This is a genomic window from Pseudoalteromonas sp. L23 (assembly GCF_021728455.1).
Taxonomy (GTDB): Bacteria; Pseudomonadota; Gammaproteobacteria; order Enterobacterales; family Alteromonadaceae; genus Pseudoalteromonas.
Window position 1 is genome coordinate 824384 of record NZ_JAKKCW010000001.1, and the last position, 26998, is coordinate 851381.

Annotated in this window: 21 protein-coding genes; 8 read left to right on the forward strand and 13 right to left on the reverse strand. The window is 42.6% G+C overall.

Translation table 11 applies throughout. The annotated features are described in order from the left end of the window. Window positions 1–20: 20 nt before the first annotated feature. The 5 genes from panB (at window position 21) to L3V43_RS03790 (ending at window position 3931) form a co-directional block, all read left to right on the forward strand. Window positions 21–815, forward strand: coding sequence for a 3-methyl-2-oxobutanoate hydroxymethyltransferase (gene panB / locus L3V43_RS03770; protein ID WP_237115724.1), 795 nt, complete (start codon window positions 21–23; stop codon window positions 813–815). Between the two features lie 85 nt (window positions 816–900). Continuing rightward, window positions 901–1749 (forward strand): pantoate--beta-alanine ligase, encoded by an 849-nt coding sequence (panC, locus tag L3V43_RS03775; protein WP_102057508.1) that lies wholly within the window; start codon window positions 901–903, stop codon window positions 1747–1749. A gap of 9 nt (window positions 1750–1758) precedes the next feature. Then, entirely contained in the window at window positions 1759–1989 is a 231-nt protein-coding gene (locus L3V43_RS03780) for a hypothetical protein (protein WP_010607566.1), read from the forward strand. A 329-nt stretch (window positions 1990–2318) separates the two neighbouring features. Beyond that, window positions 2319–3512 carry a porin gene (locus L3V43_RS03785; protein WP_102057509.1) on the forward strand — a complete coding sequence of 398 codons (1194 nt, stop codon included), beginning with the start codon at window positions 2319–2321 and terminating at the stop codon, window positions 3510–3512. An 11-nt stretch (window positions 3513–3523) separates the two neighbouring features. Next, entirely contained in the window at window positions 3524–3931 is a 408-nt protein-coding gene (locus L3V43_RS03790) for a phosphate ABC transporter substrate-binding protein (protein ID WP_102057510.1), read from the forward strand. Window positions 3932–4264: 333 nt separating this feature from the next. Here L3V43_RS03790 and L3V43_RS03795 read toward each other — a convergent pair whose 3' ends face one another. The 12 genes from L3V43_RS03795 to L3V43_RS03850 all read right to left on the reverse strand — a co-directional run bounded on the left by L3V43_RS03795 (window position 4265) and on the right by L3V43_RS03850 (window position 19234). After that, complete coding sequence (locus L3V43_RS03795) at window positions 4265–5887, reverse strand: HAMP domain-containing methyl-accepting chemotaxis protein (RefSeq protein ID WP_010607563.1); 1623 nt, start codon at window positions 5885–5887, stop codon at window positions 4265–4267. 209 nt (window positions 5888–6096) lie between these two features. Then, the gene (locus tag L3V43_RS03800) at window positions 6097–7065 is read right to left on the reverse strand and encodes a phosphate ABC transporter substrate-binding protein (protein WP_017216573.1); all 969 of its coding nucleotides are present in this window, start codon (window positions 7063–7065) and stop codon (window positions 6097–6099) included. A 77-nt stretch (window positions 7066–7142) separates the two neighbouring features. Beyond that, on the reverse strand, window positions 7143–8471 hold the full coding sequence (phoR, locus tag L3V43_RS03805; RefSeq protein ID WP_237115723.1) for a phosphate regulon sensor histidine kinase PhoR: 1329 nt from the start codon (window positions 8469–8471) through the stop codon (window positions 7143–7145). Window positions 8472–8522: 51 nt separating this feature from the next. Next, complete coding sequence (gene phoB, locus L3V43_RS03810; protein WP_010378755.1) at window positions 8523–9212, reverse strand: phosphate regulon transcriptional regulator PhoB; 690 nt, start codon at window positions 9210–9212, stop codon at window positions 8523–8525. Between the two features lie 301 nt (window positions 9213–9513). Next, window positions 9514–10467 carry a porin gene (locus L3V43_RS03815; protein ID WP_010607560.1) on the reverse strand — a complete coding sequence of 318 codons (954 nt, stop codon included), beginning with the start codon at window positions 10465–10467 and terminating at the stop codon, window positions 9514–9516. A 528-nt stretch (window positions 10468–10995) separates the two neighbouring features. Continuing rightward, window positions 10996–12060 carry a class II fructose-bisphosphate aldolase gene (fba, locus tag L3V43_RS03820; RefSeq protein WP_010607559.1) on the reverse strand — a complete coding sequence of 355 codons (1065 nt, stop codon included), beginning with the start codon at window positions 12058–12060 and terminating at the stop codon, window positions 10996–10998. A gap of 198 nt (window positions 12061–12258) precedes the next feature. After that, window positions 12259–13437 carry a phosphoglycerate kinase gene (locus L3V43_RS03825; RefSeq protein ID WP_010607558.1) on the reverse strand — a complete coding sequence of 393 codons (1179 nt, stop codon included), beginning with the start codon at window positions 13435–13437 and terminating at the stop codon, window positions 12259–12261. 127 nt (window positions 13438–13564) lie between these two features. Continuing rightward, window positions 13565–14575 carry an erythrose-4-phosphate dehydrogenase gene (epd, locus tag L3V43_RS03830; protein ID WP_010607557.1) on the reverse strand — a complete coding sequence of 337 codons (1011 nt, stop codon included), beginning with the start codon at window positions 14573–14575 and terminating at the stop codon, window positions 13565–13567. Between the two features lie 109 nt (window positions 14576–14684). Continuing rightward, window positions 14685–15302 (reverse strand): 3'-5' exonuclease, encoded by a 618-nt coding sequence (locus L3V43_RS03835; protein WP_237115722.1) that lies wholly within the window; start codon window positions 15300–15302, stop codon window positions 14685–14687. Window positions 15303–15305: 3 nt separating this feature from the next. Next, window positions 15306–17144 carry a DUF294 nucleotidyltransferase-like domain-containing protein gene (locus L3V43_RS03840; RefSeq protein ID WP_102057515.1) on the reverse strand — a complete coding sequence of 613 codons (1839 nt, stop codon included), beginning with the start codon at window positions 17142–17144 and terminating at the stop codon, window positions 15306–15308. Window positions 17145–17234: 90 nt separating this feature from the next. After that, window positions 17235–18959, reverse strand: a complete 1725-nt coding sequence (locus L3V43_RS03845; protein WP_010607554.1) for a sodium:solute symporter family protein — start codon at window positions 18957–18959, stop codon at window positions 17235–17237. Between the two features lie 11 nt (window positions 18960–18970). Continuing rightward, window positions 18971–19234: a DUF4212 domain-containing protein gene (locus tag L3V43_RS03850; RefSeq protein WP_010607553.1), complete on the reverse strand. Its 264-nt coding sequence runs from the start codon at window positions 19232–19234 to the stop codon at window positions 18971–18973. 410 nt (window positions 19235–19644) lie between these two features. Here L3V43_RS03850 and L3V43_RS03855 point away from each other — a divergent pair, with 410 nt between their 5' ends. Beyond that, window positions 19645–23070 (forward strand): PAS-domain containing protein, encoded by a 3426-nt coding sequence (locus L3V43_RS03855; RefSeq protein WP_102057516.1) that lies wholly within the window; start codon window positions 19645–19647, stop codon window positions 23068–23070. A gap of 76 nt (window positions 23071–23146) precedes the next feature. Here the strand turns inward: L3V43_RS03855 and L3V43_RS03860 are convergent, their stop codons facing one another. Next, the gene (locus tag L3V43_RS03860; protein ID WP_158299130.1) at window positions 23147–23293 is read right to left on the reverse strand and encodes a hypothetical protein; all 147 of its coding nucleotides are present in this window, start codon (window positions 23291–23293) and stop codon (window positions 23147–23149) included. Between the two features lie 356 nt (window positions 23294–23649). Here L3V43_RS03860 and L3V43_RS03865 point away from each other — a divergent pair, with 356 nt between their 5' ends. Then, window positions 23650–24198: an ECF-type sigma factor gene (locus tag L3V43_RS03865; protein WP_206473067.1), complete on the forward strand. Its 549-nt coding sequence runs from the start codon at window positions 23650–23652 to the stop codon at window positions 24196–24198. A gap of 18 nt (window positions 24199–24216) precedes the next feature. Continuing rightward, entirely contained in the window at window positions 24217–26997 is a 2781-nt protein-coding gene (locus L3V43_RS03870) for a serine/threonine-protein kinase (protein WP_237115721.1), read from the forward strand. The last annotated feature ends 1 nt before the right edge of the window (window position 26998 follow it).

The window sequence follows — 26998 nt, forward strand, 5'->3', positions numbered from 1 at the left end:
ACCAATCCAAGGGGTTTACCATGGCAAAAATTTCCGTCTCAACACTTGCCAAAATGAAGCGTGAAGGAACAAAAATAACAGCCCTCACCGCATACGATGCAAGTTTTGCAAAGTTATTTCACGACAATGGCGTAGATGTCATCTTAGTGGGTGATTCTCTGGGTATGGTTTTACAAGGTGGTGAAGACACTTTAGCCGTTACCACGGATGACATTGCCTATCACACCCGTTGTGTCAGAGCTGGTAGTAAAGAGCTATTCGTTATCGCCGATATGCCTTTTATGAGCTATTCAGATCCGCAGTCAGCCTGTCAGAATGCAGCTACCTTGATGCGCTCTGGTGCTAATATGGTTAAGCTTGAAGGTGGTGAATGGCTTTACGACAGCATTGCACTGCTTACTCAGCAAGGGATCCCAGTTTGTGGTCATTTAGGTTTAACCCCACAATCAGTGCACGTGTTTGGCGGCTTTAAAATTCAAGGTCGTGAAGAAGCACAAGCGCAAAAGATGATAGCCGATGCACAAGCGTTAGAACGTGCTGGTGCACAAATGATTGTGATTGAATGCGTGCCTTCAGCACTGGCTAAACGCATTACCGGCGCAGTGACAATTCCAGTCATTGGTATTGGCGCGGGTAAAGACACCGATGGCCAAATTTTGGTTATGCATGACTTGGTTGGTATTTCTGCAGGCTATATTCCTAAGTTTTCGAAGAACTTCCTGCTCGAAACTGGCAACATGCCAGATGCGGTGAAAAAGTTTTGTGCAGACGTGCAATCAGGTGAGTTCCCGGGGCCTGATCACGAATTTAATTAAATTTGCGATGAGCGATGCTTATCGCTGAGTCTGATCCAAGCGTTTTGTTTGGGTTAGTATTGTTATTATTGAGTTAGAGTACAACATGCAATCAGTTACTGAGATTAAATCGTTACGAAGCCAGATTAAAGCTTGGCGCCAACAAGGGTTGAGCATTGCCTTCGTACCAACGATGGGCAACCTTCACCGTGGTCATTTTTCCTTAGTAGAAAAAGCAAAAACCCTAGCGGATAAAGTCGTTGTCAGTATCTTTGTAAATCCAATGCAATTTGGTGCGAACGAAGACCTCGACAGCTATCCACGTACGCTTGAGCAAGACAAGCAAGGCCTTGCAGAACTAGAAACTGATATTGTGTTTACGCCTACCGTTGAGACCATATATCCTAACGGCCTAAATGCGCAAAGTTTTGTTGATGTACCAGGAGTATCAGAAGGACATTGTGGTGGCACACGCCCAGGACACTTTCGTGGCGTTGCAACGGTTGTCACTAAACTGTTTAACTTAGTACAACCTGATTTTGCCTGCTTTGGTGAAAAAGACTTTCAACAGTTACAGGTTATCAAAACAATGGTGAAAGACCTGTCTATGCCTGTTGAAGTGATTGGTGTTGCGACTCAAAGAGAAGTTTCTGGACTGGCGATGAGCTCACGTAATGGCTACCTCTCTGAATCAGAAAAAGATACTGCTAAAGTACTTTTTCAAGCACTAAAAGCAGCAGCTGGCGCTTTAGAAAACGGCGAAAAAGATTTTTCGAAGGTAACAAAAAATGCAACAGAAATGCTGCATAATGCAGGTTTAAAGTTGGATTATTTTAACATTTGTCAAAAAGATAGCTTGAAACCTGCTACACTCGAGGATAGTCAACTCGTCATTCTTGCCGCAGCTTTTCTCGGTAAAGTCAGACTGATTGATAATATTCAAGTCACAGTCTAAGGAATAATAATGAAAATTGCGTTCGCCTTGTTAGTACTTTCTACCACCCTACTAGGGTGTAGTAACTCTATCTCACCTGAGTTGAATCAATGTGCACAACAGAATTATCAATGCGAGCGCAACTGTGAGATGCAAAACACGCCAGAGACAATGTCGTTACAGATATGCACGGATAAATGTATTGAGCAGTATAATGCCTGCAAAGTACAGGCTGAAAAAATTACCGAGAGCAAACGATAGTTTGCTCTTTTTTAGCAAAAAATCCCCTTTATTCTTTTAAATACAAATACCTCCTGACTCCATCAGTTATTTTTTATTCACCTTTTTAGAATATTTTGCGATACAATAAACTGGTCTGATGAGATAGACATACAACACCAACTTAGCTTGGCTTAAGGCTTGATTTACTAAACAATGCAGGTTGTAAGCACTAACTTTTCTTAATAACTTGTTATTTCTGGTTTTTATTCTAATCTCTAAGACAAAAGTAACACGACTGTTGAGCTCAGTATCAGTGCTTTTAATGCGTGTTACAGACACGACTCTTTGCAAAGAAAATGGGAATCAATATGAAAAAATCTGCAATTGCATTAGCGATAGCGCTTGGGACAGTGAGTTTTCAAAGTGCCGCTGAGATCAGAATTAATGGTTTTGCTTCCATTATTGGTGGTCAAACGCTAGATAGTGACGACACACTATATGGCTATGATAATGATTTTGATATGGAAAATCGTAGCTTATTTGCTTTACAGCTGTCCGCCGATCTACAAGAAAGTCTAACTGCCACAGCACAGATCGTAGGTCGTGGCCAGAATGACTTTGATGCCGAGTTTGAATGGGCATACTTAACTTATGCGATTTCAGATTCTTCGCAGATAAGCGCAGGTAAAATGCGTATACCATTCTATCGCTATTCTGACTTTTTAGATGTGGGCTATGCATACCGCTGGGTTAAACCACCTCAATCTGTATATAACCTAAGCTTTAGCACCTATAACGGATTGAGTTATATCCATAATTCGACATTAGGGGAATGGGAAAGCACTGTACAGCTAGCTTTAGGCAGCGTAGATGACGACATTGTTGCTATTACCTATTCAGATGAAGCTGAGTTAAATAACACGGTAGGTATTAACTGGACACTAAGCAGAGATTGGTTCAGTGCGCGTGCGGCCTACTTTGCTACCGAAGCGAGCATCAGCGCAGCTAATAGCCCTGAACTATCAGGATTATTGGCAGGGTTAACTGGCTACGGGCTAACGCAACAAGCGGATGATATTGCTGTCGATAAAGATGATGCTTACTTTGCCGCGATTGGTATTGCTATCGACTACAACGATATCTTGTTCGATGCAGAATACACTCAGTTTGAAGTGGATAACAGCATACTTGCTAAACAACAGCAGTATTACGCTTCCCTCGGTTACCGTATTGATGCATGGACAGTCCACCTAACCTACGAACACAATGAAGATAAGAATGACAACGACGAGTTTAACTCTGTCCCACTCACCATCACCGCTCCAAATGGTGTAACCATTCCTGTCACGACCGATCCAACCAATCCAAATGCACCTTATTTAAGAACACTTGTTAATGGTGCGCTTGCAGGCGCTCGTGCAGAATCAGAAACGTGGAGTATTGGTGCACGTTATGACTTCCATCCGTCAGCAGCATTCAAGATTGAACTAAACCAATTCGATAACACGCTAACAGATCAAAAAGTTGAACTGTTGAGCTTCGGTATCGATTTAGTATTCTAACGGAGGTTAATATGATTAAAAAAATAATGACCTTAGGGCTACTATTAGCCAGTCAGGCAGTTTTAGCAGATGTTGCTGTTATCGTGAACTCAGCAAATGCATCTACTGTAGATGATGGTACTATCAAAAAATTATTCCTTGGCAAAAGCAAATCATTTGCCGATGGTAGTAGTGCGACCCCTGTGAATCAGGATGGTAACGCGGTATTTGACGAGTTTAACGACAAAGTGATTGGTAAATCTAGCTCTCAGCTAAATGCCCATTGGTCTAAATTAGTATTCACCGGTAAGGGAACACCTCCGAAGAAGCTAGATAGCGATCAAGCGGTAATCGATTTTGTTTCGAGCAATGCAGACGCAATTGGTTATATCGATGCTACTAAAGTAACCGGTGCCGTCAAAGTGATTGGTAAATACTAGGGCCTGTTGACCTTTGCTGTTTGATTTTTGTTCTTCTGAGTGGGTTTTGGTCGCGACGCCCGACTTGCCGCCTAGTGATCTAGGCAAAAGTTGAGCAACAATGAACAAAGCGCACTCAGGTGAACCCAAAGGGCAGCGCTTGATTGGCATTTCTACTGTGTTCTCGCCTGACTCACATAGAATGACTATGCTACGCAGGCTCTGCCTTGTATAAATACCAATCAAACTGCTGCAAAAGCAAACTTGAAAGATAAACAGGCCCTAATATTCCTTATCAAATAAAAACAGCCACTTAATGTGGCTGTTTTTATTTATCGTTTAAAAATTAAAGCATTAGACTCTAAATTTTGAGGTTGCATCTTTCAAGTTGTCGGACAGTACATGGAGATTCTCAGCAACGTCTTGTACTTCATTCAACGCTTGCATTGTGTCTTGGAAAGACTGGTGCATAGATGTCACATTGTTTACTACCATAGCGGCTACCGAGGTCTGTTCCTCCGTTGCCGCAGCAATTTGACCATTCATGCTATTAATTGACAAGATTTGTGCTGCTATCTGCTCAATCGACTGCCCAGTTTGTGCAGCAGCTTCAGCATTATTAATTGCCATACTGCTTGCACTTGTCATTGCTTTCACCGCTTGATTTGCTGCTTCTGTTAGCACATTTAAAAGTTCTCTTATCTCATTGGTCGACTTTGCTGTTCTTGAGGCTAATTCGCGGACTTCATCAGCAACCACCGCAAAACCTCGACCTTGCTCACCTGCACGAGCCGCCTCAATCGCAGCATTCAAGGCAAGTAAATTGGTTTGCTCTGCAATCGATGTGATCACATTTAAGATTTGCGTCACGTTCTGTGTATCATCAGCTAGCTTATTGATCGTCTCTGCTGCGTGATTAATTTCTTCACTTAACGCTTGTGATTCGTTAACTGACACCTGAATTTGGCGCTTACTCTGCTCAACTTCTTGTTCGGCCAGCTGAGCAGCATCAGAAGCTTGTGACGCTGAATGAGAGATATCACCCACACTTAACCGCATTTCTTCCATAGATTGACGTACTACTTCCGCGTCATGCGTTTGTTGATTCGTTGCCCCCTCAGCTTTTTCCATCCCCTGAATAAGGCGACTTGAGTCTTTCATCAAAGGTTCGACGACACTCATCACCTCAACAACAGCCCCTTTTAGTAACCCGACAAATTCATTAAAGTTTATGGATACCTGGCCAATTTCATCGTGAGAGCGCACATTGAGCGTGGTGGACAAAGAGCCCTGCCCTTGCGCTAATAGTTTCAGATTTTGCGCCGCATCCTTAGCTGAGTTGCCTATACCTCTTGCGATCATAACCGCTAAGAAAACCAGCACAAGTAAAGAAATAACGGCCACAATCAACATTATCGTGAGCGCGTTTGCTGAGCGCTCTTCGGTATTTTGAAGTAATTCAACAAAACGATCATTCGCGTTCGTTTTAGCCTTGGTAAAATCTGCGACTAAGCCTTCGTAGATTTCAGTTTTCTTTTTGGCATCTTCTTGGATACGAGAAAAATCAGCTGTACCATCTATCATTCCTCCAGCAATTTGTTGCGCAATTTTGCCGTACTGCGTAAGTTCATCGCTATTATCTGAGGGCATAAAGCCACTTTGTACCGACTCAATTTTTTGCAAGTTAGCTTGGATTTGCTGTTGATATTCTTTTGCTTTATCTAATAATTCAGCATCCCCGAAGGTTACAGCTTGAGTGAATAGCTCATCTAAATTCTGCAGCTTATTTGCGTTTTCTGTGGCGAGGTTAAGAATTTTGTATGTCTGCTCCTCTAATTCATTTAAGGCCCTTTGGTTAGAACTAATAGCGTTGTAATTAACAAACACGATAACCACAAAAGCGACAACCGCAACGAGCGTAATTGCGTGGATCTTTTTGGTGATACTAAGATCAGCAAAAGCAGTACCTAGACTCATATATACACCTTTTGAAGTAAGACGAGTTCATTATCGACTGATTTATTATAAATTTTAACTAAATATAGAATATTTCCAGCTTTTTTGCCGCCTGAGGATGAAGATTTAAACAAATTATTCAATCTGGGAACATAGAAGTGTGAAAATAAAAAATGCCGCTCAACGAGCGGCATCAATAACAACAAGTAATTAGCGGGTTGAGTAATTGATTAAAGTAAACCTAACTTTTTCAATTCACGTGTCGCCATTTCGCTAGAAAGAGGAACGTAACCATCTTTCTCAACGATCTTTTGACCTTCTTTAGACAACACCATCTTCAAGAATTCAGCCTCGATAGGTGCTAATTCTTTATTAGGGTGCTTGTTCACATATAGGTATAGGAAGCGAGACAGTGGGTATTTGCCCTGTGCCACATTTTCTAATGTTGCATCAACGTAGTTCGTGCCTTTTTTCGCTAATGGTACGGTACGTACGCCTGACGTTTTATAACCGATACCAGAATAACCAATCGCATTCACTGAAGACGAGATAGACTGTACTACAGACGCAGAACCTGGCTGCTCGTTAACATTATTGCGGAAGTCACCTTTACACAGTGCTTTTTTCTTGAAGTAACCATAAGTACCAGATACTGAGTTACGACCATAAAGCTGAATATCTTTTGCTGCCCAATCACCCGTTAGACCAACATCACTCCAGCGATTTGCCTGTGCTGCCGAACCACACTTGCGCGTTGAAGAGAAGATTGAATCAACCTGTTCAATTGTTAAGCCTTCAATTGGGTTATCTTTGTGTACAAATACTGCGAGCGCATCAATTGCTACGCGGATTTCTGTTGGCTTATAACCATAACGCTTTTCAAAAGCTTCGATTTCTTTTGATTTCATCTTACGGCTCATTGGGCCGAAGTTTGCCGTTGCTTCCGTTAGTGCAGGTGGCGCAGTAGAAGAACCAGCAGCTTGGATTTGGATATTTACGTTAGGGTAAATTCTTTTATATTCTTCTGCCCAAAACGTCATCATGTTGGCAAGCGTATCAGAACCTACAGAAGAGAAGTTTCCTGAGATACCGCTGGTTTTATTATACTCTGGTAACTTTTCGTCTAAAGCAGATACTTGAGTAGAAACTAATGTAGTAATAGCCACACCCATTGCGGCAACTAAGCTTTTAAATTTCATTGGGGTCACTCCAGTTGTTGGTCCCAGTTATTTTACGCAGCTCATTGTGCAGCGATAAAATGACAATAAAATTACTCTTAAATTACACTTTTATGACTTTCATCATTTGTCATAAAAATTCGCTTTTGTTTGGGGAAAGCAAACCAAAAGCGAGAGCCTTCACCCACTTTGCTTTCAATATGTAAAGCTGAGTCATGACGAGACAACACATGCTTAGTAATTGCTAAACCAAGGCCCGAGCCGCCTGTTTTTCGGCTTCGTGCTTTATCCACACGGTAAAAACGTTCAGTTAGTCGGTTAATGTGTTCAGGCGCGATACCATCGCCATTATCGACGACACTAAAGGTCGGCAAGTCGTTTTCTAAATACCAACGTACACGAATGTGCCCACCGGGTTTAGTGTAATGAATAGCATTAAAAATTAAATTTGAGTAAGCACTGCGTAACTCATCCCCAGCCCCTTTGATATCCAAAGTCGGATCAATGTCAAAAACGAGCTCATGGCCCTTTTCCTGATTAAGTGACTTCGCTTCGGTATAAATAAGATCAAGCATGGCAGGAATATTCACGGCTTTGTCATTGTCTTGCTTTCTCGCCCCTTCGATTCGAGACAAGGAAAGAAGTTGATTTACCAGACTATCCATCCGTTTACACTGATCTATCATAGTACCATGTGCTTTAGCCCACATTGCGGGGGGTGGCATATTATCGCTATCCATCATCTCTAGATAGCCAGCCATGACGGTTAGCGGCGTCCTTAGCTCATGAGATACATTTGCGACAAAGTCTTTGCGCATTTGCTCTAGTTGCTTTAGTCGGCTAACATCACGCGCCACTAGCATAAGCTGCTCGGCATACGGCATGACTCGTATTTCCAACACTTGCTCATGTGCAAGTCCGGTCTCAAGCTCTAATGCTTCATCAAAGCGATGTTCATGCATGTATTTTACAAATTTAGGATCTCGGATAAGGTTATCCAATCTTTGACCATGATCTGTAGGCCATTGCAAACCTAACACTTTCAAAGCTAATTGGTTACACCACACAATACTGAGATCTTGTTGCAGTACAACGACCGCGTCTGGGATAGCTTCAGCCCCCTCACGAAAGCGTCGGATCAGTTCAGCGAGCTCATTACGCTTTTTACGATTACGTTGCTGAAGCTGATAGATCCCTTCAAACACTTGCTCCCAAGCGCCCTTACCTTCAGGTGGATTAAAACTACGTTGGTTGAGCAGCCAGTCGCTCAAACGATAGAGTTGTTTGTAATGCCAAACTAATAAGACGAAAGCACCTATGAAAAGAAACAGAAAAGGTGCACTGACTAAATAGCCAATTAAGGCTAGTGGTAGGAAATACAAAAACAGGCGTCTCGTTAACGCCTGTTTATCAATCACTCGATACATAGACTAAATCCATTTAGGAACCAAATAATTCAGTTCCTCTTGGAATACTAATTACAGTTTACTCGAAAAGCGGTAACCTGCACCACGTACGGTTTGCACTAAGCGATCGTGGCCAAGCGGTGCGATAGCTTTACGTAAGCGACGAATATGAACGTCTACAGTGCGATCTTCAACGTACACATTAGTGCCCCATACGTGATCTAACAGCTGTTCACGGCTATAAACACGTTCAGGGTGTGTCATGAAGAAATGTAATAAACGAAACTCTGTCGGCCCCATATCTAACTCAGTGCCCGCAGATGTCACTCGGTGAGAAATAGGGTCTAAACGTAATCCGTGAACTTCTATCGCTTCTTCTAGCGACGTCGGTGAAACTCGACGCATTACCGCTTTAATACGAGCCATTAGCTCTTTAGGAGAGAAAGGCTTTGTCACATAATCATCCGCACCAACCTCTAATCCTTTAACTTTATCTTCCTCTTCACCTCTTGCCGTTAGCATGATGATTGGGATCTGACGGGTATATTCACTTTGCTTAAACTTTTTAGCAATTTGAATACCACTGCCTCCTGGCAGCATCCAGTCTAGTAGCACCATATCTGGATAAGGTTCTACCATAGCAGCAACTGCTGAATCATAGTCTTCCGCTTCAATTGCTTGAAAACCATTTTGCTCTAGTACGAACACCAACATTTCTCTGATAGGTGCTTCATCATCAACTACAAGTACTTTACGTGACATTCCCAATGTTCTCTCGTTACCGACGTTGTTGATGTCATTATTATGACTAACTGTGACATTTTTATGAAAGTGTAACGTGTAAACGCAAAACAAGCCAAAAAAATCTCTTTTTTGGCTACAAAGGGAATACCTTATTTATTTGTAATAATATGATTTTAAATATATTTTATACTAAAATATTGGTCTCAAAATAGTGTTTTCGAAATATGGACTACGATCTCCAAACCATACTACAAAAACTACGCTGCAATTCACCGCAAAATCAGCATGCTTTTTGTAAATAGCCTTACGCCTTTGTAAATTAAAAGTCATATCTCAATGTGACCGCCATCGTGTTGTGATCTTCGTTGTTATCCAAAGAAAATTTCGAATACCAAAGATACATACGAGCTTGTTTACTTAGACTTTTTTCCACACCTACTGAGGCTGCATTGCCAGAGTCTTTCAGCTTACCTGCAGCCCCATCCGAATCTTGATATTGAGCCAGTAAGGTATATGACTCAATCTGGTAAGCAGCACTCACCATGAAGCTATCTACTTCTTCATCACTATCAATCGCTTCATTTTGTTGATACATACCGCCGAGTTTAAAGTCCCCTAGTTTTCCTTGTACCGTCACGCGATTAATGTCTTGTCCCGCAACTTTATTGTCGTGGGCAACAGCAACATATACATTGGTTTTTTTGAGTTTGCTATCACCGTAACTTGCCGACAAAGATAAGCCATCTTCACCGTTTTGTTTGCTGTTGTCTTCGGCAATATAACTCACTGTAAACTGCAAATGATTAATAGCCGGAGTTGTATATTGCACGGTGTCACCAAGGCGATTTTCACCAACAAAGAACGAATTAATATCACCAGAAAAGTCATTCATTAAGTCCACTTTGCCTTGCGACTTTTTCATCGGTGTATCATCACGGCCGATCAGGAGCTGACCATAGCTCCCTTTAACCCCAAGATACTGAGAGCGTGCTGTAAGGTTATCACCTGACTTACCATCTTTGTCTTGATCTGTGATCTCAACTTGGAATTCATATTTATAAAAGACCTCAAGCCCATCCTGCAGCTTTGTCGATCCCTTTAACCCCATGCGAGAGTTATAACTCTCAATTGAAGTATCGCTATCACCGTCTTTATCAGAGTTTTGCACCCCGACATGAGCTCTACCGTATAGAGATACAGCTTCGTTTGCATAACTACAAACACTCATAGAGCAAAGGCTTAGAGCAACAAATGGTAGGTATTTCATTTTCATCTTTGATCACCTTGGATAGTATTTGGGCGCAGTACAACAAGGTTTGAGATGCCGAAGCCAGACAGAGAGGACGTAGCGAACAGATCTCGTATTGTTAAAGTTAGACACTTTTAGCTGGAGATCAAGAAACTGACTCCGGGATCAGTATTTTATTAACTGCTAGAGATCATCTATAGTCAGGATCAGATTTTTACCAACAAGATCGTCCCCAAGATCATTTTCTTACTAACCTCTTACTACTTAACGCTGGATCACGTTGGTATAAAAATGATCTAAGCGAGGCTAACTTATTGATCTGAGGTTTTGAAATATATCTACTTAGTTAAACAATGATCTTTGTTAGTAAAGATCTGATCCCTATTTACCTCGCTAGTAAAATGGCGATCCAAGTGTATTTTCACCTTGCAAGCCCTATTAAACATTGGCTTTCAATCATGGATCAGATACAAAAAAGCCTCTATTTCAGAGGCTTTTTGAAGTATCAGAGTGCGATGCACAATTTTACTTAGTCAAATTTTGATCCGTAAGTTATTTCACTTTAGGATCTAACTCACCAGTTAGATATCTCAAGTGCATATCATCAAGTGAAATTGGCTTGATCTTAGCAGCTTGACCAGCTGTACCAAACGCTTCGTAGCGCGCAACACAGATCTCAGTCATCGCTTTCGTCGCTTCCGCTAAGAATTTGCGAGGATCGAAATTACTTGGGTTTTGCGCAAGGTGGCGACGAATAGCACCTGTTGATGCTAAACGTAGATCAGTATCAATATTAACTTTACGAACACCGAATTTAATACCTTCAACAATTTGCTCGACCGGTACACCGTAAGTCTCAGGGATTTCGCCACCAAACTCATTGATGATTGCTAACCAATCCTGCGGTACTGAAGACGAACCATGCATTACTAAGTGAGTATCAGGAATACGAGCGTGGATTTCTTTGATGCGGTTAATTGCTAAGATATCGCCCGTTGGTGGACGAGTAAATTTATAAGCACCGTGTGATGTACCGCATGCAATAGCAAGCGCATCTACATTGGTTTTCTTGACGAAGTCTGCAGCTTCTTCAGGATCTGTCAGTAGCTGATCTTCTGTTAATTTACCTTCAGCGCCAATACCGTCTTCTTCACCAGCTTCACCGGTTTCAAGAGAACCAAGTACACCTAACTCGCCCTCAACAGACACGCCACAAGCGTGCGCCATTTCAACAGTACGACGAGTAACGTCCACATTATACTCGTAGCTTGAAGGCGTTTTACCGTCTTCCATTAGAGAGCCGTCCATCATGACTGATGAGAAACCAAGTTGAATTGAGCGCTGGCATACAGCAGGTGAAGTACCATGATCTTGGTGCATTACAACTGGAATATGAGGCCATTCTTCTACAGCCGCTAAAATCATGTGGCGGATAAATGGTGCACCAGCATATTTGCGTGCACCAGCAGAACCTTGCACGATAACCGGACTATTTGTCTTGTCCGCAGCTTCCATAATCGCACGCATTTGCTCTTGGTTATTCACGTTGAATGCCGGAACGCCATAACCATGCTCAGCTGCATGATCGAGAAGTTGACGCATACTGATTAAAGCCATATTGCTTTTCTCCAATTGTTGATAGCCACCGCTATCGGTTTGAACGGATAATATGTTTACACCAGCCAACGCTGATGAAGTTAACCACTTTATTTGTTGGCTAACCGGACGCTACGCGTCGTCAAGCAAACATCAAGTATGTGAGAGAGTGATGTTTACCTGATATTAAGAGGCAGCTTAACGCTACCTCAATCAATTTTAGTCTCTAGCTCGCTGCTCAAGCATGGCGACCGCAGGAAGCGTTTTACCCTCAAGAAATTCAAGGAAAGCACCGCCACCTGTAGAAATATAAGAGATATCTTGCTCAACACCATACTTATCGATAGCAGCTAACGTATCGCCACCACCAGCAATTGAGAATGCTGACGACTTAGCGATAGCATTGGCAATCGCTTCAGTACCATTACCAAATTGATCAAATTCAAATACACCCACTGGGCCATTCCAAACCACAGTGCCAGCATTTGCAATGATCTCGGCAAGTTGAGTTGCAGTATCAGGACCGATGTCGAAGATCATGTCTTCGTCTGAAACTTCGCTCGCATCTTTAATGGTAGCAACTGCAGATTCTGAAAACTCATTACCGACAACCACATCAGTCGGAACAGGAATATCACCGTCATTCGCTCTGGCAGCAGCCACTAGCTTGTTCGCTTCAGGGATCAAGTCCGCTTCGTACAGCGACTTACCAACAGGGTTACCCGCTGCAGCAATGAAAGTATTCGCGATACCACCACCAGTAACGAGTTGGTCAACAACCTTAGACAATGAATCAAGCACGGTTAGTTTGGTTGATACTTTAGAGCCGCCAACGATAGCCACCAAAGGACGAGCTGGATTATCTAGTGCTTTGCCAAGCGCGTCGAGTTCTGCCGCAAGCAATGGACCTGCACAAGCCACCTCAGCGTACAAGCCAACACCATGTGTTGAAGCCTGTGCGCGGTGCGCAGTACCAAAGGCATCCATCACGTAGACATCACAAAGCGCTGCTAGTTTTTTCGCAAGTACTTCATCGTCTTTCTTCTCGCCAACGTTAAAACGCACGTTTTCGAATACGATAACTTCATTGTCTTGTACATCCACGCCGTCAAGATAGTCAGTCACTAAACGTACATCTTGAGATAACGCATCATTAAGATAATCCACAACCGGCTGCATGGAGTATTGTGCATCATATTCTCCCTCGGTTGGACGACCAAGGTGAGACATCACCATCACTTTAGCACCTTTTTCTAGCGCTAATTTGATACTAGGTAGTGCAGCACGGATCCGCGCGTCCGACGCGACTTTGCCATCTTTAATTGGCACATTTAGGTCTTCGCGGATCAACACACGCTTGCCGTTTAAATCTAAATCCGCCATCTTAATGACTGACATTGGACATCTCCTTAAAGAACGATACATTTTGTTATCTACAAGGCAGCAATCGTTTGCTACCTCGGTTTGAATTATTGTTTTAATTTTGTGCAGACAATTTGATTATAACAGCGTCTGAAACAAATGATTAGCCACGCATCATCACGCAAGCGGTATCAAGCATACGATTAGCAAAACCCCACTCGTTATCACACCAAACTAGCAGCTTAACCAAGCGCTTGTGACTCACTCGAGTTTGCGTACCATCTATAATACAAGAATGTGGATCGTGATTAAAATCAACCGACACTAGCGGCTCTTCAGTGTAGCTCAGTACCCCTTCTAAACGACCACCAGCAGCCTGCTTTAGAACTGAGTTTACCGCATCAATTGTGACATTTTCATTGAGCGTCACACTCAGATCCATCGCCGTAACATTGATTGTTGGCACCCGCACCGCGATCGCCTCAAAACGACCTTGGAACTTAGGTAAAATACGTTCAATACCGCGAGCCAGCTTAGTATCAACAGGAATGATGGATTGGCTTGCCGCACGCGTACGCCGCAAATCACTGTGATAAGCATCAATCACTTGTTGATCATGCATAGAGGCGTGAATAGTCGTAATAGCACCGGACTCAACACCAAACTTATCGTCTAGCACTTTAATTACCGGAACAATACAGTTTGTCGTACATGAGCCGTTAGACACAATGGTGTGCTCAGGTAACAGTATTTCTTCGTTGATACCGAAGATCACCGTCGCATCAACATCAGCATCCGCAGGATGTGAAAATAATACTTTCTTTGCCCCAGCCTGAATATGCGCAAGTGCGTGCTGACGAGAATGATAGACGCCAGTGCAATCGAGCACCACATCAACATCCAGCGCGCGCCAAGGCAGGTGACTTGGATCTGGCTCTGAAAATAACTGGATCTTATCCTCAGCTACTTCCAAAAAAGATTCTGTTAACGAAACTGGAAAAGCAAAACGCCCATGTGAGGTATCGTATTTTAGAAGATGCGCGATCCCTTTAGGATCCGCCAACTCATTGATGGCTACAATTTGTATTTCGTGGTGACGACCCGACTCATAGAGTGCTCTTACGATATTACGCCCTATTCGACCAAAGCCATTAATTGCAAGCTTGATTGTCATTAAATTGAAAATCCATGAAGTCGCAAGTACGAAAGTTCCCCTTCGTTTTGATGGCGCTATTGTAATCGACCTGAGTGAAATGTGTAAGGGGCTAGGGCAATTTTTTAACTCAAGTTAAATCCGCAATTTTACATTTACCGCCAGCACAAATGGCCTGAGATTGCGCCAACAGTAGTTCCGCTGTCGCTAAAGCATCGCTAAGCGCATCATGCAATTGGTGAGGAGGTAAACCATAACGCATTCTACAAGCGTTTAGTGTTAATGCGTCTTGCGCCAACGGATAGCCTTGCTTTAACACACGACGCTTATCTATCTGCATGGTATCTAACAGCAAAGCAGGTCTTACGTTTAGCTCAAAGCGCTGAAATGCCGCCTTAAGAAACGCCCAATCCATCTGTACGTTATGACATACCAACACTTTACCGTGGAGCGCGCGCTGAAGCGCCAGCAACAAAGTTTGTAAGGACTCACCGTCAGCTAATCTGCTACTATCAATACCGTGGAAAACTGGACTTTGTGCAAGCGTTCTCACTTCACTGTTCAAATGATACTGCGCATCTTTCACTTGGATCCGCATATTTTTAATTGGCAACCAACCAGCCGACACAATTTCATGGCGCTTAGGATCAAGACCTGTGAGCTCAAGGTCAAGCACCACCAACTCGGCTTGCGCAAACGGCAGATGTTTATGGTGCCACTTAGCAACTGAGTGAGAAAACCAGTTCATTGCTTATAAACTCCCTCGAGCAAACTTAAACGCACTCGCCTGCTGTGCTTGTTTGACTAAATAAAATGCTTCTTTGAGTTGATGGCGTTCAAGAGAGGAGAGGTTTTCTGGGTTAATACAATTTCCTGGTAAACCTTCACGGTTGATTTGGGTCTTTAACCGCAATTGTGTTAAAAACCGCCAACAGTCTTTTAGATTGTCGATATCCGACTTGGCAAGTAATGGGCTTTTAGTCAGTGCTTCCAGGCGCTCTAATGTGTTAGCTCTTGCAACCCCAACCTTGAGCGCATACAACCTAACCACATCGTTGATAATGGCAACCCCACGTTTTTTCAGATCTAAATACTTATGTTTGCTCTTGTCTTTTTCCAGCTTAAATTGTTGAAATATCCCGATCGGTACCGAATTTGCGTTGATGTCTGTCGCCATTGCCGCATAAAACAGCTCGTTTCGACTGATCTGATCCAAAGATTGGCGCAGGGTCGCATAGAGATCGCTGGCGCCATCAATAAAACGCATATCAAAGTAGATCTTGCAATTAAGCATCGCTTTTGGCGTAGGAGACAAGATCCACTTGCTAAATTTGGCGGTCCACTGGGCAACTGTGCCACGGCAGTCTGCATTACTAGCCATGATATTTCCTGGGCAAGATTGAATACCGCACTCGTTGAGTTGCTCACAGACAAACGCGCCTAAAGCAGCAAAGTAACGACGATCGTTTTCGCTGATATTATCTGGTAGCAACAAACCATTGTCTTGGTCTGAATGTAAGGTCTGCTCTTCTCGTGCCTGAGAGCCAAAACAGATCCACGCAAAACGGCATGGTGCAGCACCGTGCTGCTGTTGATATAAATAGATTAATCTTGATGTTAGCGCATCAGTGAGGCCACTTAATAGCTTGCCAATCAGTGAAATATCTTCGATATGATAGGAAAATTGACGCAATAGATCCGGGATCTCCTGAGCGCAGTTTTTGATAGCCAGAAGATTTTGCGCTTTATAGATTCTGCCAATAAGTTGCACCGGATCACTTTTTTGCTGTCTCAGCAGATCGGTGCTGGTCAGCATGCCCAGTGGTTTATATGCTTCATTTAACACTGGCAAGTGATGAATATTGTGCTTAAGCATTAAATGCAGGGCCGAAAACACACGGTTGTTTTCGAAAATATGTTTTGGCTTTTCCGTCATGATCTCAGCAAGTGGAGCACTGGGATCTTTGTCTTGCGCTAGAACTCGATTGCGCAGATCTCTATCCGTCACAACGCCAACCAAGCGCGCTTGCTCCGTGACCATAATTGATGAAACACGATGCTGGCTCATCAATTTGGCAGCGTCACGAATACTCGCTGTCGGCGCGATAGTAACCGCGTCTTTAGTCATTAGCTCAGATATTTTCCGCTCTGACCAAGTTTCGCTTTGCTGTTTATAACGAGAAGAAAGTAGTCGGTTAGCATGTGCTCTAACAAAGTATTGCTCAAAAGGTTTATATTCTCGGCGCAAAAAATCAAAGTTCTGCTCATTGAGAATATAAACCAAGCCATCTTTTTGAACTTCGATGCGATTTTGAATGGCATCACCGGTTAATAAAGAAGGATAACCAAAGTAATCTCCCTCACTCATACGACCAATGACTTCGTCTTTTGCAGAGATCAAATCAACCACACCTGAGCGCAGCAGATATAGATTTGGCTTGCCATCTTGAAGCCAATCTTGTTGATTCGTCTGGCTAAGATAAACAATTTCGATATGTTTTGAAAAGTAGCTGGCAGCCGCTTCGGGCAATTCAGAAAACGGGGCTTGTTTATAAACAAACTGAAAGACATCTTGAATTTCTGGCGTCATACCTAACTGTCCTTTTAATCGTCTACAATTTTGCACTATCAAAAACAAATTTGCCCAGCACGCTGGCTGGGCAAATTCGATTAGCATTGCTTAGTGTGCGTGAGCAGCGCTAGACCCTTTAGGGTTACGGATCCCATCAACCATCACTTTGACTTCTTCAGGTGTATCCGCAGTCACCTTCATAACCAGTGCAGCTACAACGAAGTTCACTAGCATACCTACAATACCGATCCCTTCAGGAGAAATCCCAAACAACCAGTTTGCAGGGGCATTTAGCTCAGGGCTAACAAACTTAAAGTAAATAATATAAGCCGCAGTGAAACCTATACCCGTTACCATGCCGGCAATCGCACCTTCTTTATTCATTCGCTTAGAGAATATCCCCATGATAATTGCAGGGAAGAAACTCGCCGCAGCTAGCCCGAAGGCAAATGCAACCACCGAGGCAACAAATCCTGGCGGGTTTATACCAAAATATGCTGAGATCCCAATCGCTACCATCGCTGCTAAACGCGCGGCTAGCAGTTCTTGTTTATCGTTGATATCCGGCTTAATGGTACGCTTCAACAAGTCATGTGATACCGATGTTGAAATAACCAGTAGCAAACCAGCGGTTGTCGATAGCGCTGCTGCAATACCACCTGCAGCGACCAATGCAATCACCCACGCAGGCAGATTTGCAATTTCTGGATTCGCCAATACCATAATATCGCGGTCAATCTTCACTTCGTTTGCACTGGCAGGATCGTCAATCTTACCTGCAGAGTACTGCATTTTGCCATCACCATTCTTATCATTGAATACGATAAGGCCCGTCCTTTCCCAGTTTTTCACCCACTGTGGTGCTTCTTCATATACCGTGCCACTACCATCTTTACCGTTGATAGTATCGATCATGTTTACACGAGCGAACGACGCAACAGCGGGTGCAGTTGTATATACGATAGCGATAAACACTAAGGTCCAAGCGGCTGAAATACGAGTGTCTTTTACTCTTGGAACGGTAAAAAAGCGAACAATTACATGTGGCAGACCAGCAGTACCAACCATAAGTGCAGCGGTAATAGCAAACACATCAACCATACTCTTAGAGCCTTCAGTGTACTGCGCAAAACCGAGCTCGGTACTGAGTCCATCTAGCTTGTCGAGTAGGTAGGTGCCCGAGCCATCAGCCAACGTAGCGCCAAAACCGGTTTGTGGAAGTAAATGGCCCGTCATCATCAGTGAGATGAAAATAGCAGGAACTAAATAAGCAAAGACAAGTACACAATATTGAGCGACCTGTGTATAAGTGATCCCCTTCATACCGCCAAGTACCGCGTAGAAGAATACAATCACCATACCGATGTAAACACCCGTTTCAATATCCACTTCGAGGAAACGAGAGAACACCACACCAACACCACGCATTTGACCGGCAATATAGGTAAAACAAATGAAGATAGCACACAGGATCGCAACCACACGTGCAACCTGAGAATAGTAACGATCACCAATAAAATCTGGTACCGTGAACTTACCGAATTTACGCAAATAAGGTGCTAAACACAGGGCAAGTAATACATAACCGCCGGTCCACCCCATGAGGTAAACACCGCCGTCGTAACCAGCGAAGGAAATAATCCCCGCCATTGAAATAAAGGACGCTGCACTCATCCAATCTGCAGCAGTTGCCATACCGTTTGCAACAGGAGGTACACCGCCGCCAGCAACATAGAATTCATTCGTGGACCCAGCTCTCGCCCAGATAGCGATACCGATATAGAGCGCAAAACTAAGGCCGACGATAATAAAAGTTAAAATTTGAACATCCATCGATTAGCTCCTCACTCATCCACGCCGTATTTTTTATCTAACGCATTCATTTTTGAAACGTAGACAAAAATTAACGCAACAAAAGTATAAATTGCGCCTTGCTGAGAAAACCAAAATCCGAGTTTAAATCCAAAAAAACGAACTTCGTTGAGCACATCAACTAACAGGATGCCGAATCCAAATGAAACGACAAACCAAATAGCGAGTAGCTTAAACATCAAGGCGAGATTTTCTGACCAATATGCTTTCGCTTGTTCTTCACTTTTAAAAGCCATTTTAAATCTCCTATCACCCGCTCCAACATGGAGCAAGTTGTGTTAATAGACCTTAATGAGAGTAGCAACGGCTTGGTAAGTTGAAATTGAGACCTTAGTCGTAACGGCAAATTAACGTTTACGTAAACTGCAGATGCGTGATATTCATAAGAATTAAAAAGTCTTTATAAACAAAAAGATAAGTCAAAACAGGTTGGATGAAGATGTATTTTCAATGAGTGGATGCGACAGTAAGACATTAGTCTAACTTGAATGGTGAATGAACGTCTTCACTCACCAAAGAAAACTCTAACACTTTGATTTTAAATAAGATATAAATCTCAAATAAAATTATAGAGTAAACTAGACTATGGGTGCCATTTGTTTGCTAAAGTATGACGATATTAATACCAAAAACTATAACAAACATTATGACTGCCATTTTACTCCTTGTTGCCGCTGCTTATATTGGTGTACTTTTTTGGCTCGCCAACTGGGGAGATAAAACCACCCCCCGCGCACTCAAAATTAGTCATCATCCGTTTGTTTATGCCTTTTCCTTAGGGATTTATTGTACCTCTTGGACTTATTACGGCTCGGTAGGTACTGCGGCCACCAGTAGCTGGCATTACTTCCCTATTCTATTGGGGCCCATTTTACTGTTTTTGTTCGGTCAGGGGTTTTTGCGCAAACTCATATTGGTCAGTAAAAAGCAGAATATCACCACCATTGCAGACTTCATTTCGGCACGATACGGTAAACGCCAAACTACGGCCGTCATGGTAACGATGATAGCCCTATTGGCAACCATTCCATATATTGCACTCCAGCTCAAAGCCTTGAGTAGTAGCTTTTTGTTATTACAGCAGGATGAGCAAGTGTCTGGCACTGCGCTCGCATTAGCTGGCACCTTGATCATGGCATTATTTGCGATTTTCTTTGGCACCAGAAAGGTAGATGTGACTGAGTATCGCTCAGGGTTGATGTTGGCCGTTGCTTTTGAATCTATCGTTAAACTACTCGCACTCGGTATTGTTGCCGTGCTTGCATGGCAATCTTTAGCTCAAGTTCCAGACTCATTTGAAGCATTGAGCGAACATTGGCAATCTTTTGACTTCTTTAACTTCAACTTCGTTGGACAAACGCTTATGGCAGCGGCTGCCATCGTCTGTTTGCCCCGACAATTTCATGTTGTGGTGGTAGATAACCACAATACTTCACACTTAAAAACCGCACGCTGGGCATTTACACTTTACCTGTTATTGATAGCAGCCATGATCATCCCAATCGCTACCGCCGCTATCCACCCCGATATTGGCTATGGTGCGGCACCGGATAGTTTCGTACTCGCTTTACCTATCATGATGGAGCATCCGATCCTAGCTACATTTGTATTTATCGGCGGTTTATCTGCGGCAACGGCCATGATAGTCGTTGCGACTCTCACACTTAGTACCATGTTATCAAACGATGTGGTATTGCCTCTGTTGTTCAAGCGTAAATTTAAGAAGAACATTCTTAACAGCAGTTTTAAGAGTCAAATACTCTTAGTCCGACGCTTTGTTATCGCCGCAATCTTATTACTTTCATATATGTACCAGCAATGGTTTGGTCATGGTGAAGCACTCGCAAATATGGGGTTAGTTGCCTTCTCATTGGTGACTCAGCTATTGCCTGCAATTGTCGGTGGACTTTATTGGCGCAAAGGCCATGCGTATGGCGTATATGCGGGGCTCATCGCAGGTTTTATCTGCTGGATGCTATTTCTTATGTTTCCAATTCTGGAAGCAGGTGGATTACTTGATTATGAAATGCGCCAGACCCTTATCACCCGAGGAACTTTACTTGCACTGCTCGCCAACATTAGCTGCTATATTAGCTTTTCTATCGGTGCACAGGAGCGCCTAATCGACCGTATTCAGGCCGCGGCATTCGTAAACCCTAAAGATCAGGCTGCTCTCTCTAAACGCTTGAATAAACAAGTTCGCGCTACCGTGTATGACTTTAAAGTGCTACTACAAACCTTCTTGGGGGTTCAGCGCAGTCAGCAATTGCTCGGGCACTATGCTCAAAATAATATTTTAGAAGATAATGACGCGTACCCAGCTCCTGAATTTATCTCATTCTGCGAGCGCGCACTCACGGGAGTGCTCGGTGCTTCATCAGCCCAAGCTCTGATCCGTACCGTGTCATCGGGTCGCCAAATGGCATTTGAAGAGGTGGTTAACTTTTTTGATGAAACCACACAAGCACTACAGTTCAACCAAAACCTACTTTATACCTCATTAGAAAATTTAAGCCATGGGATTTCGGTTGTTGATAAAGATCTAAAACTAGTTGCATGGAACAGGCGTTATCACGAGATGTTCGCCTACCCTGATGGTTTCTTAGAAGTAGGACAACCGATAGAAGAAGTGATCCGCTTTAACGCCGAGCGCGGTGAATGCGGACCTGGAGAAATTGATAAACACGTCGATAAACGAGTTCAACATCTGAAAAATGGCACTCCTCACCACTTTATTCGCCACCGCCGTAATGGCCAAGTATTTGAGATGACGGGAAACCCGCTTCCTGAAGGCGGGTTTGTGACGAGTTTTTCAGATATCACCACGCATATTGCGACGCAAAACGCACTGGAAGAAATCAATATGGATCTAGAGAACCGTATTGAAGCCAGAACCCAAGAGATCCGCACCATTAATATGGATCTTAAAGCGGAAATAGCCAATCGTCACGAAACAGAGCAGGCACTAATGGCCGCTAAAAAAGAAGCTGAACAAGCAAATGAGAGTAAAACCCGCTTCTTAGCGCTTGCCAGTCATGATATTTTGCAGCCACTCAATGCCGCACGCCTGTACTTAGCAGCAATTGATACCCACAATCTAATAAGTAAAGATCAGGGTAACTTTGAAAAACTCACCGATAGTCTAGACTCTACCGTGCACCTGATGAGCGCGCTTTTGGATATTGCAAAACTTGAGCAAGGTGCAATGAAGCCCACTCCTAGGCACTTCAACATTGACGATATCTTATTACCACTGGCAAATGAGTATGCCATCATTTCAAAAGAGAAAGGTCTCGAACTTAAGGTGAGAAGCTCCCACAGCATTGTACATAGCGACACCACTTACCTACGCCGGATCATTCAAAATCTAGTTTCCAATGCCGTTAAATATACCGAAAGTGGCAAAGTACTTATCGCCTGTCGATGCCGTAAACATAGTTTAAGGCTTGAAGTATGGGATACCGGTCCTGGTATTTCAAACCATGAGCAAAATAAGATATTTAACGATTTTTATCGTATTCAAGCGGGCGATAATAAAGGTATTGGGCTTGGGCTTGGTGTTGTAAAGCGTCTATGCGATCTCTTATCCATCACAATTTCAGTGAACTCGGTTGTCAATCAAGGCAGCCGCTTTGCCATAGACATACCCTATGGCAATGTGGATTTACTCCAAGTAAAAGAAGATATTAGCCAAAAACCGCAAAGCAAAACTCAACTTAATGTCATCGCGGTTGATGACGACCCGAAAAACCTAGAAGCCATGGCGAGCCTGCTAGATAAATGGCATTGCCACTATCAGCTGTTTTACAAAGTAGAGGACGCGCTTGCTTACGCAAAACACAATCCCGCACCAGATGTTATTTTAATGGATTACCAACTTAACGATAACTGTGATGGGATCTCTTTGATCAAATCGCTACGCATCGTATGGCAAAATACGGTTCCAGCTATTTTAATTACCGCCGTGAGGGATGAAGAAGTAAAAATCGCCGCTAAAAGTGAGCAGATCCATTACCTGTCTAAGCCAGTAAAGCCAGCAAAACTCAAAGCTCTGCTCAACCATGGACGGTGATCAAAAAAGCCTAAATAAACTTAGGCTTTAGTCTCGGATATCAAAGCTTTACCATTATTGTAAAGCTAAGCAAGAACTAGTGTGATGCCAGTGCCAGTAATTGATTTTCAGCTTCTACGAAGTCGCTAACTTGTTCGGCTGTATAAAAAATCTCTCCCTTCACAGTCATCACTAAACTAAACTGGCTCTTGTGCTGTGCAATAAACAACTCATCAACAGTCACATCCGAAATCTCTTCTATCAGTGGTCTTATCCCCTAAATTATCATTATTTGGACTGTCTGGAGATGAATCATCAGAGCCAGAACCTGCCAATAGCAAACCCAAGGCAATACAACTCAACGTAAATCTATTTTTCATGGATATCCCTCCTCGGTCCTTTAAAGTAACGCAACACGGTTCTTTACGTGCTTTCATTGCGATGCAGTTACACCTAAGTGATAGCTTCACTGTTGAACTATCTGACAAAAATCGTCTTAACGAAAAACCTGTGAGATTTTTTCTGCCAGCTAGAAATTAATTACATTTGATACCTATTTGTTGCTAGGATAATGAAGTAATAACAAGATAGGGAATGCGCATGGATATCATTGCACTGCTGGCCGATTGGCAAAGAGGCAGCAAAGAAAGTGAGAAAAAGCTTAAAGCCTTAGTTTATAACCACTTAAAAACCGTTTGTAGTTTACACCTTGAAGCACACAAGAAACAAATGGACGCGACATTCATTCTAAGCCATTTGCCTAATACTACCTGCCTCTTGCACCAATCCTTAATGGAATTGATCCCTCCAAGCTATGGCATTGAGCATAAGACACACTTTAATCGCTACTTAAGCCTTTTTGTACGTAATATGCTACGAGATGAAATTCGCAAATTAAAAGCACAAAAGAGAACACCACCTACTTATTGGATTGAAGAAGCTACAGAGGCACCTCCTGACCAATATCTAGCACTAGATAGTGCCCTTTCACTGCTTGCGAAACAACACCCAACAAAAGCAGATATTTTTTCACAGCATTATTTTTTGGGCCTTGAGCCTGAACAATTGGCTCAGCAACTTAATATTTCAACAGCGACTGTTTATAGAGAGCTCAAAGCCGCAAAAGCCTTTATCAGGGTAAATGCGTAAAATAATAAAGGAAGCCCTATGACTTTTAATGATGCGCTCAGCGTATTTGATCACTTACTTGACAATTATTCTCAAAACCTGACCGCGGGTTTAAATAGCATACCCGAATTGTCGCCACAACTGAGAGATGAAGTAACGGCATTAATCTCAGCACATGAACAAAATGTGCAGCAAACTTTGTTTAGCAATATCATTGCGGCTCAAGTAGATACTTTAGATGCAGATAAAGATTTGCTTTCACTCACCGGTGAACAGATCCAACACTTTAAACTCAAAACGCTACTGGGCTCGGGCGGTATGGGGGTGGTGTATCTTGCTGAGCGCTGCGACGGCCAACTAGAACAACAAGTCGCCATTAAAATTATTGCGCCATCAATCACTTTGTTAACCTCAAAAGAACTCGCGTTTAAAGAAGCGCAATATTTGGCCCGCTTAAACCACCCCAATATTGCTAAAGTGTACGACGTTGGCACAACAGAAAGTGGCCTAATTTACCTAATCATGGAATACATAGAAGGCGACCCCTTACAGCAGTTTTGTGCAACTGCGACTAATGATGAAATGCTGAAGCTACTGATTAAAGTATGTGATGCAGTAAGCTACTCTCACCAAAATCGAATTATTCATGGTGATTTAAAGCCCGATAATATCTTGGTGGATAAGCTGGGTGAGCCAAAACTGGTTGACTTTGGCGTAGCTCATACGCTAAGCGAGCAAAGTAACGCAACCTATTCAGCATATATCAATGGGCTAAGTAGAGACTACGCCAGCCCAGAGCAGCTTGCTGGAGAGCCATTAACCACACAAAGTGATGTGTATAGCTTGGGCAAGATCTTAAAAAAACGATTAAATTCGGAAACTAATAGGGCTAAAGTTAATGCTGATTTACTTGCAGTATTAGACAGAGCAACTTCAGCGGCCTTATCAGTAAGATATAGTTCAATCGCCTTATTGCAGGCCGATCTTCATGCAGTTTATGAAAAAAAGCCTTTATCAGCTACAACAAAGAAAAATACAATTCTTTATAGGTTGCAAAAACGATTCTACCGTCAGCCATTTCTTACCTCACTTTTATCTGTAGCAGTACTTGCAATCATCACAATGACCGCAGCACTGATTGTTAAAAACCAACACTTAAATGAACAGTATCAGCAAAAGTCGGCAATTGTTAACTACTTAAAAGATGTCTTTTATGCCGCAGATCCGAGATATTACAACGGAGAAAAGCCTGATTATGCACAGCTTCTATATTCTGGTAGCGCTAATTTAGACACTCAATTACCTAAGCAGAACGACGCCAGAATAGAAATTAAAGAAATTATCGCTCGCGCACTATTATCACTCGGAGATTATGAAAGGGCACGAATGCTGTTAGAGTCAGATATAGATAGCAACAAGCTCAATATACCCTTGGCAGAAACCATGTTCTATCAAGGTGCTTATGACCAAGCTGATGAGCTATTAAGCAAACTCACTCTAAGGCATGGTAGTGAAGAGTGGATAGAAAAAATCATCATTAGAAGTGCGATTCAATTAAAGCGAGGCAACAATAAAGAAGCCGTTGAAACGCTAGATAAACTTGCAAACCTAGTTCCAAGCACCGCAAACCAACAAAGACAGCTCATTCAAGCATCAGTAAAAAAAGCCATAGCTTACGATGAGCAGAGCATGTTTCAAGAAGCACTGCAAGAAATACAAAAAGCTGCTAAGCTGGCAGAAGCCACCTACCCTGCTGACCATATTGGCCTACTTGATGTTTACAATACTCATGGCAACATTCTAAGTAGCTTAGGTGAGCTTGAAAAGGCCAGTAAGATATATAAAAAGCACCTTAACATTACCAAAAAGGTACTCGGTGAGCAGCACCCTTCCACCGGTAATGCATACAGAAACATCGGCTTTATAGAAGAAATGCAGGATCATTTCGAACTCGCGATCGAGTATTACAAGTCTAGCGAGTCCATTTTTTTAGAAAGTTATGGTGAGGACCATGAACAACTGGCATTTTTATGGAATGACATCGGGATAGCCTCACGCCTACGAGGAGACTTTGAGCAATCAGAGCACTATTTATTGAAAGCAGCTACAACCGCCAAAAAGGTGCTAGGTAAAAACAACCCCAATGTAGCTAGTATTTTAGGTAATCTCGCCATTGCTCAATTTTATTTAAAAAGACACGAGCAAGCTATCGATACGCTAAACTCCGCTTTAAAAATTGATTTATTATCATCGGGAGAGCTTCATAGCCGAACTGGTCATAGATATTTCTGGTTAGGTTTTGTTCATGCAAATATTGGGGAGCTGGAACAAGCAAAAAAATATAATTCGAAATCAGTAGATGTATTTTCGCAGATATATCCTAAGGGAAATAAAACGACTTGGGACGCAATCATGCACAAGTTAACTATACAGTTGTCAAAAAAAGAGTATAAACAACTTGAAGAAAGCTTTATAGCTGCTGAAGAGTTTATACGCAGTTCAGCTGAACAGACTCGTTTTTCGAATGATATAAATAAGGTAAAGGTGCTTAGTGCGTTAATTAGAGGAGATATTGAACAAGCGAAAATAGCATCATCTAAAATTGATGTAACGGTTTCGCATGATAGTAGCGAGGCATTACTTAATTTTTGGAAAAATATTCCGCATAAAAAACACACAGATTTATCTAAGGCTAAACAACAAACCTATAATCACCGAGGAGTCAGACGGATAGAAGAACTTCATAGCTTGCAAAACTGCTACATTAACAAGCCTCTTTCTGAGTGCAAAATAGCAAGTCCAGTGTTACTTTTGCTCTAGT

What these genes read in the sequence shown, in the direction of transcription:
- epd (WP_010607557.1), bottom strand. Translation starts at nt 14,575, where the DNA reads ATGACAATCAAGCTTGCAATTAATGGCTTTGGTCGAATAGGGCGTAAT.
- L3V43_RS03870 (WP_237115721.1), top strand. Translation starts at nt 24,217, where the DNA reads ATGACTTTTAATGATGCGCTCAGCGTATTTGATCACTTACTTGACAAT.
- L3V43_RS03800 (WP_017216573.1), bottom strand. Translation starts at nt 7,065, where the DNA reads ATGAAATTTAAAAGCTTAGTTGCCGCAATGGGTGTGGCTATTACTACA.
- L3V43_RS03845 (WP_010607554.1), bottom strand. Translation starts at nt 18,959, where the DNA reads ATGGATGTTCAAATTTTAACTTTTATTATCGTCGGCCTTAGTTTTGCG.
- L3V43_RS03850 (WP_010607553.1), bottom strand. Translation starts at nt 19,234, where the DNA reads ATGGCTTTTAAAAGTGAAGAACAAGCGAAAGCATATTGGTCAGAAAAT.
- phoB (WP_010378755.1), bottom strand. Translation starts at nt 9,212, where the DNA reads ATGTCACGTAAAGTACTTGTAGTTGATGATGAAGCACCTATCAGAGAA.
- L3V43_RS03790 (WP_102057510.1), top strand. Translation starts at nt 3,524, where the DNA reads ATGATTAAAAAAATAATGACCTTAGGGCTACTATTAGCCAGTCAGGCA.
- L3V43_RS03855 (WP_102057516.1), top strand. Translation starts at nt 19,645, where the DNA reads ATGACTGCCATTTTACTCCTTGTTGCCGCTGCTTATATTGGTGTACTT.
- phoR (WP_237115723.1), bottom strand. Translation starts at nt 8,471, where the DNA reads ATGTATCGAGTGATTGATAAACAGGCGTTAACGAGACGCCTGTTTTTG.
- L3V43_RS03815 (WP_010607560.1), bottom strand. Translation starts at nt 10,467, where the DNA reads ATGAAAATGAAATACCTACCATTTGTTGCTCTAAGCCTTTGCTCTATG.
- L3V43_RS03835 (WP_237115722.1), bottom strand. Translation starts at nt 15,302, where the DNA reads ATGAACTGGTTTTCTCACTCAGTTGCTAAGTGGCACCATAAACATCTG.
- panB (WP_237115724.1), top strand. Translation starts at nt 21, where the DNA reads ATGGCAAAAATTTCCGTCTCAACACTTGCCAAAATGAAGCGTGAAGGA.
- fba (WP_010607559.1), bottom strand. Translation starts at nt 12,060, where the DNA reads ATGGCTTTAATCAGTATGCGTCAACTTCTCGATCATGCAGCTGAGCAT.
- L3V43_RS03865 (WP_206473067.1), top strand. Translation starts at nt 23,650, where the DNA reads ATGGATATCATTGCACTGCTGGCCGATTGGCAAAGAGGCAGCAAAGAA.
- L3V43_RS03785 (WP_102057509.1), top strand. Translation starts at nt 2,319, where the DNA reads ATGAAAAAATCTGCAATTGCATTAGCGATAGCGCTTGGGACAGTGAGT.
- L3V43_RS03795 (WP_010607563.1), bottom strand. Translation starts at nt 5,887, where the DNA reads ATGAGTCTAGGTACTGCTTTTGCTGATCTTAGTATCACCAAAAAGATC.
- L3V43_RS03825 (WP_010607558.1), bottom strand. Translation starts at nt 13,437, where the DNA reads ATGTCAGTCATTAAGATGGCGGATTTAGATTTAAACGGCAAGCGTGTG.
- L3V43_RS03840 (WP_102057515.1), bottom strand. Translation starts at nt 17,144, where the DNA reads ATGACGCCAGAAATTCAAGATGTCTTTCAGTTTGTTTATAAACAAGCC.
- L3V43_RS03780 (WP_010607566.1), top strand. Translation starts at nt 1,759, where the DNA reads ATGAAAATTGCGTTCGCCTTGTTAGTACTTTCTACCACCCTACTAGGG.
- panC (WP_102057508.1), top strand. Translation starts at nt 901, where the DNA reads ATGCAATCAGTTACTGAGATTAAATCGTTACGAAGCCAGATTAAAGCT.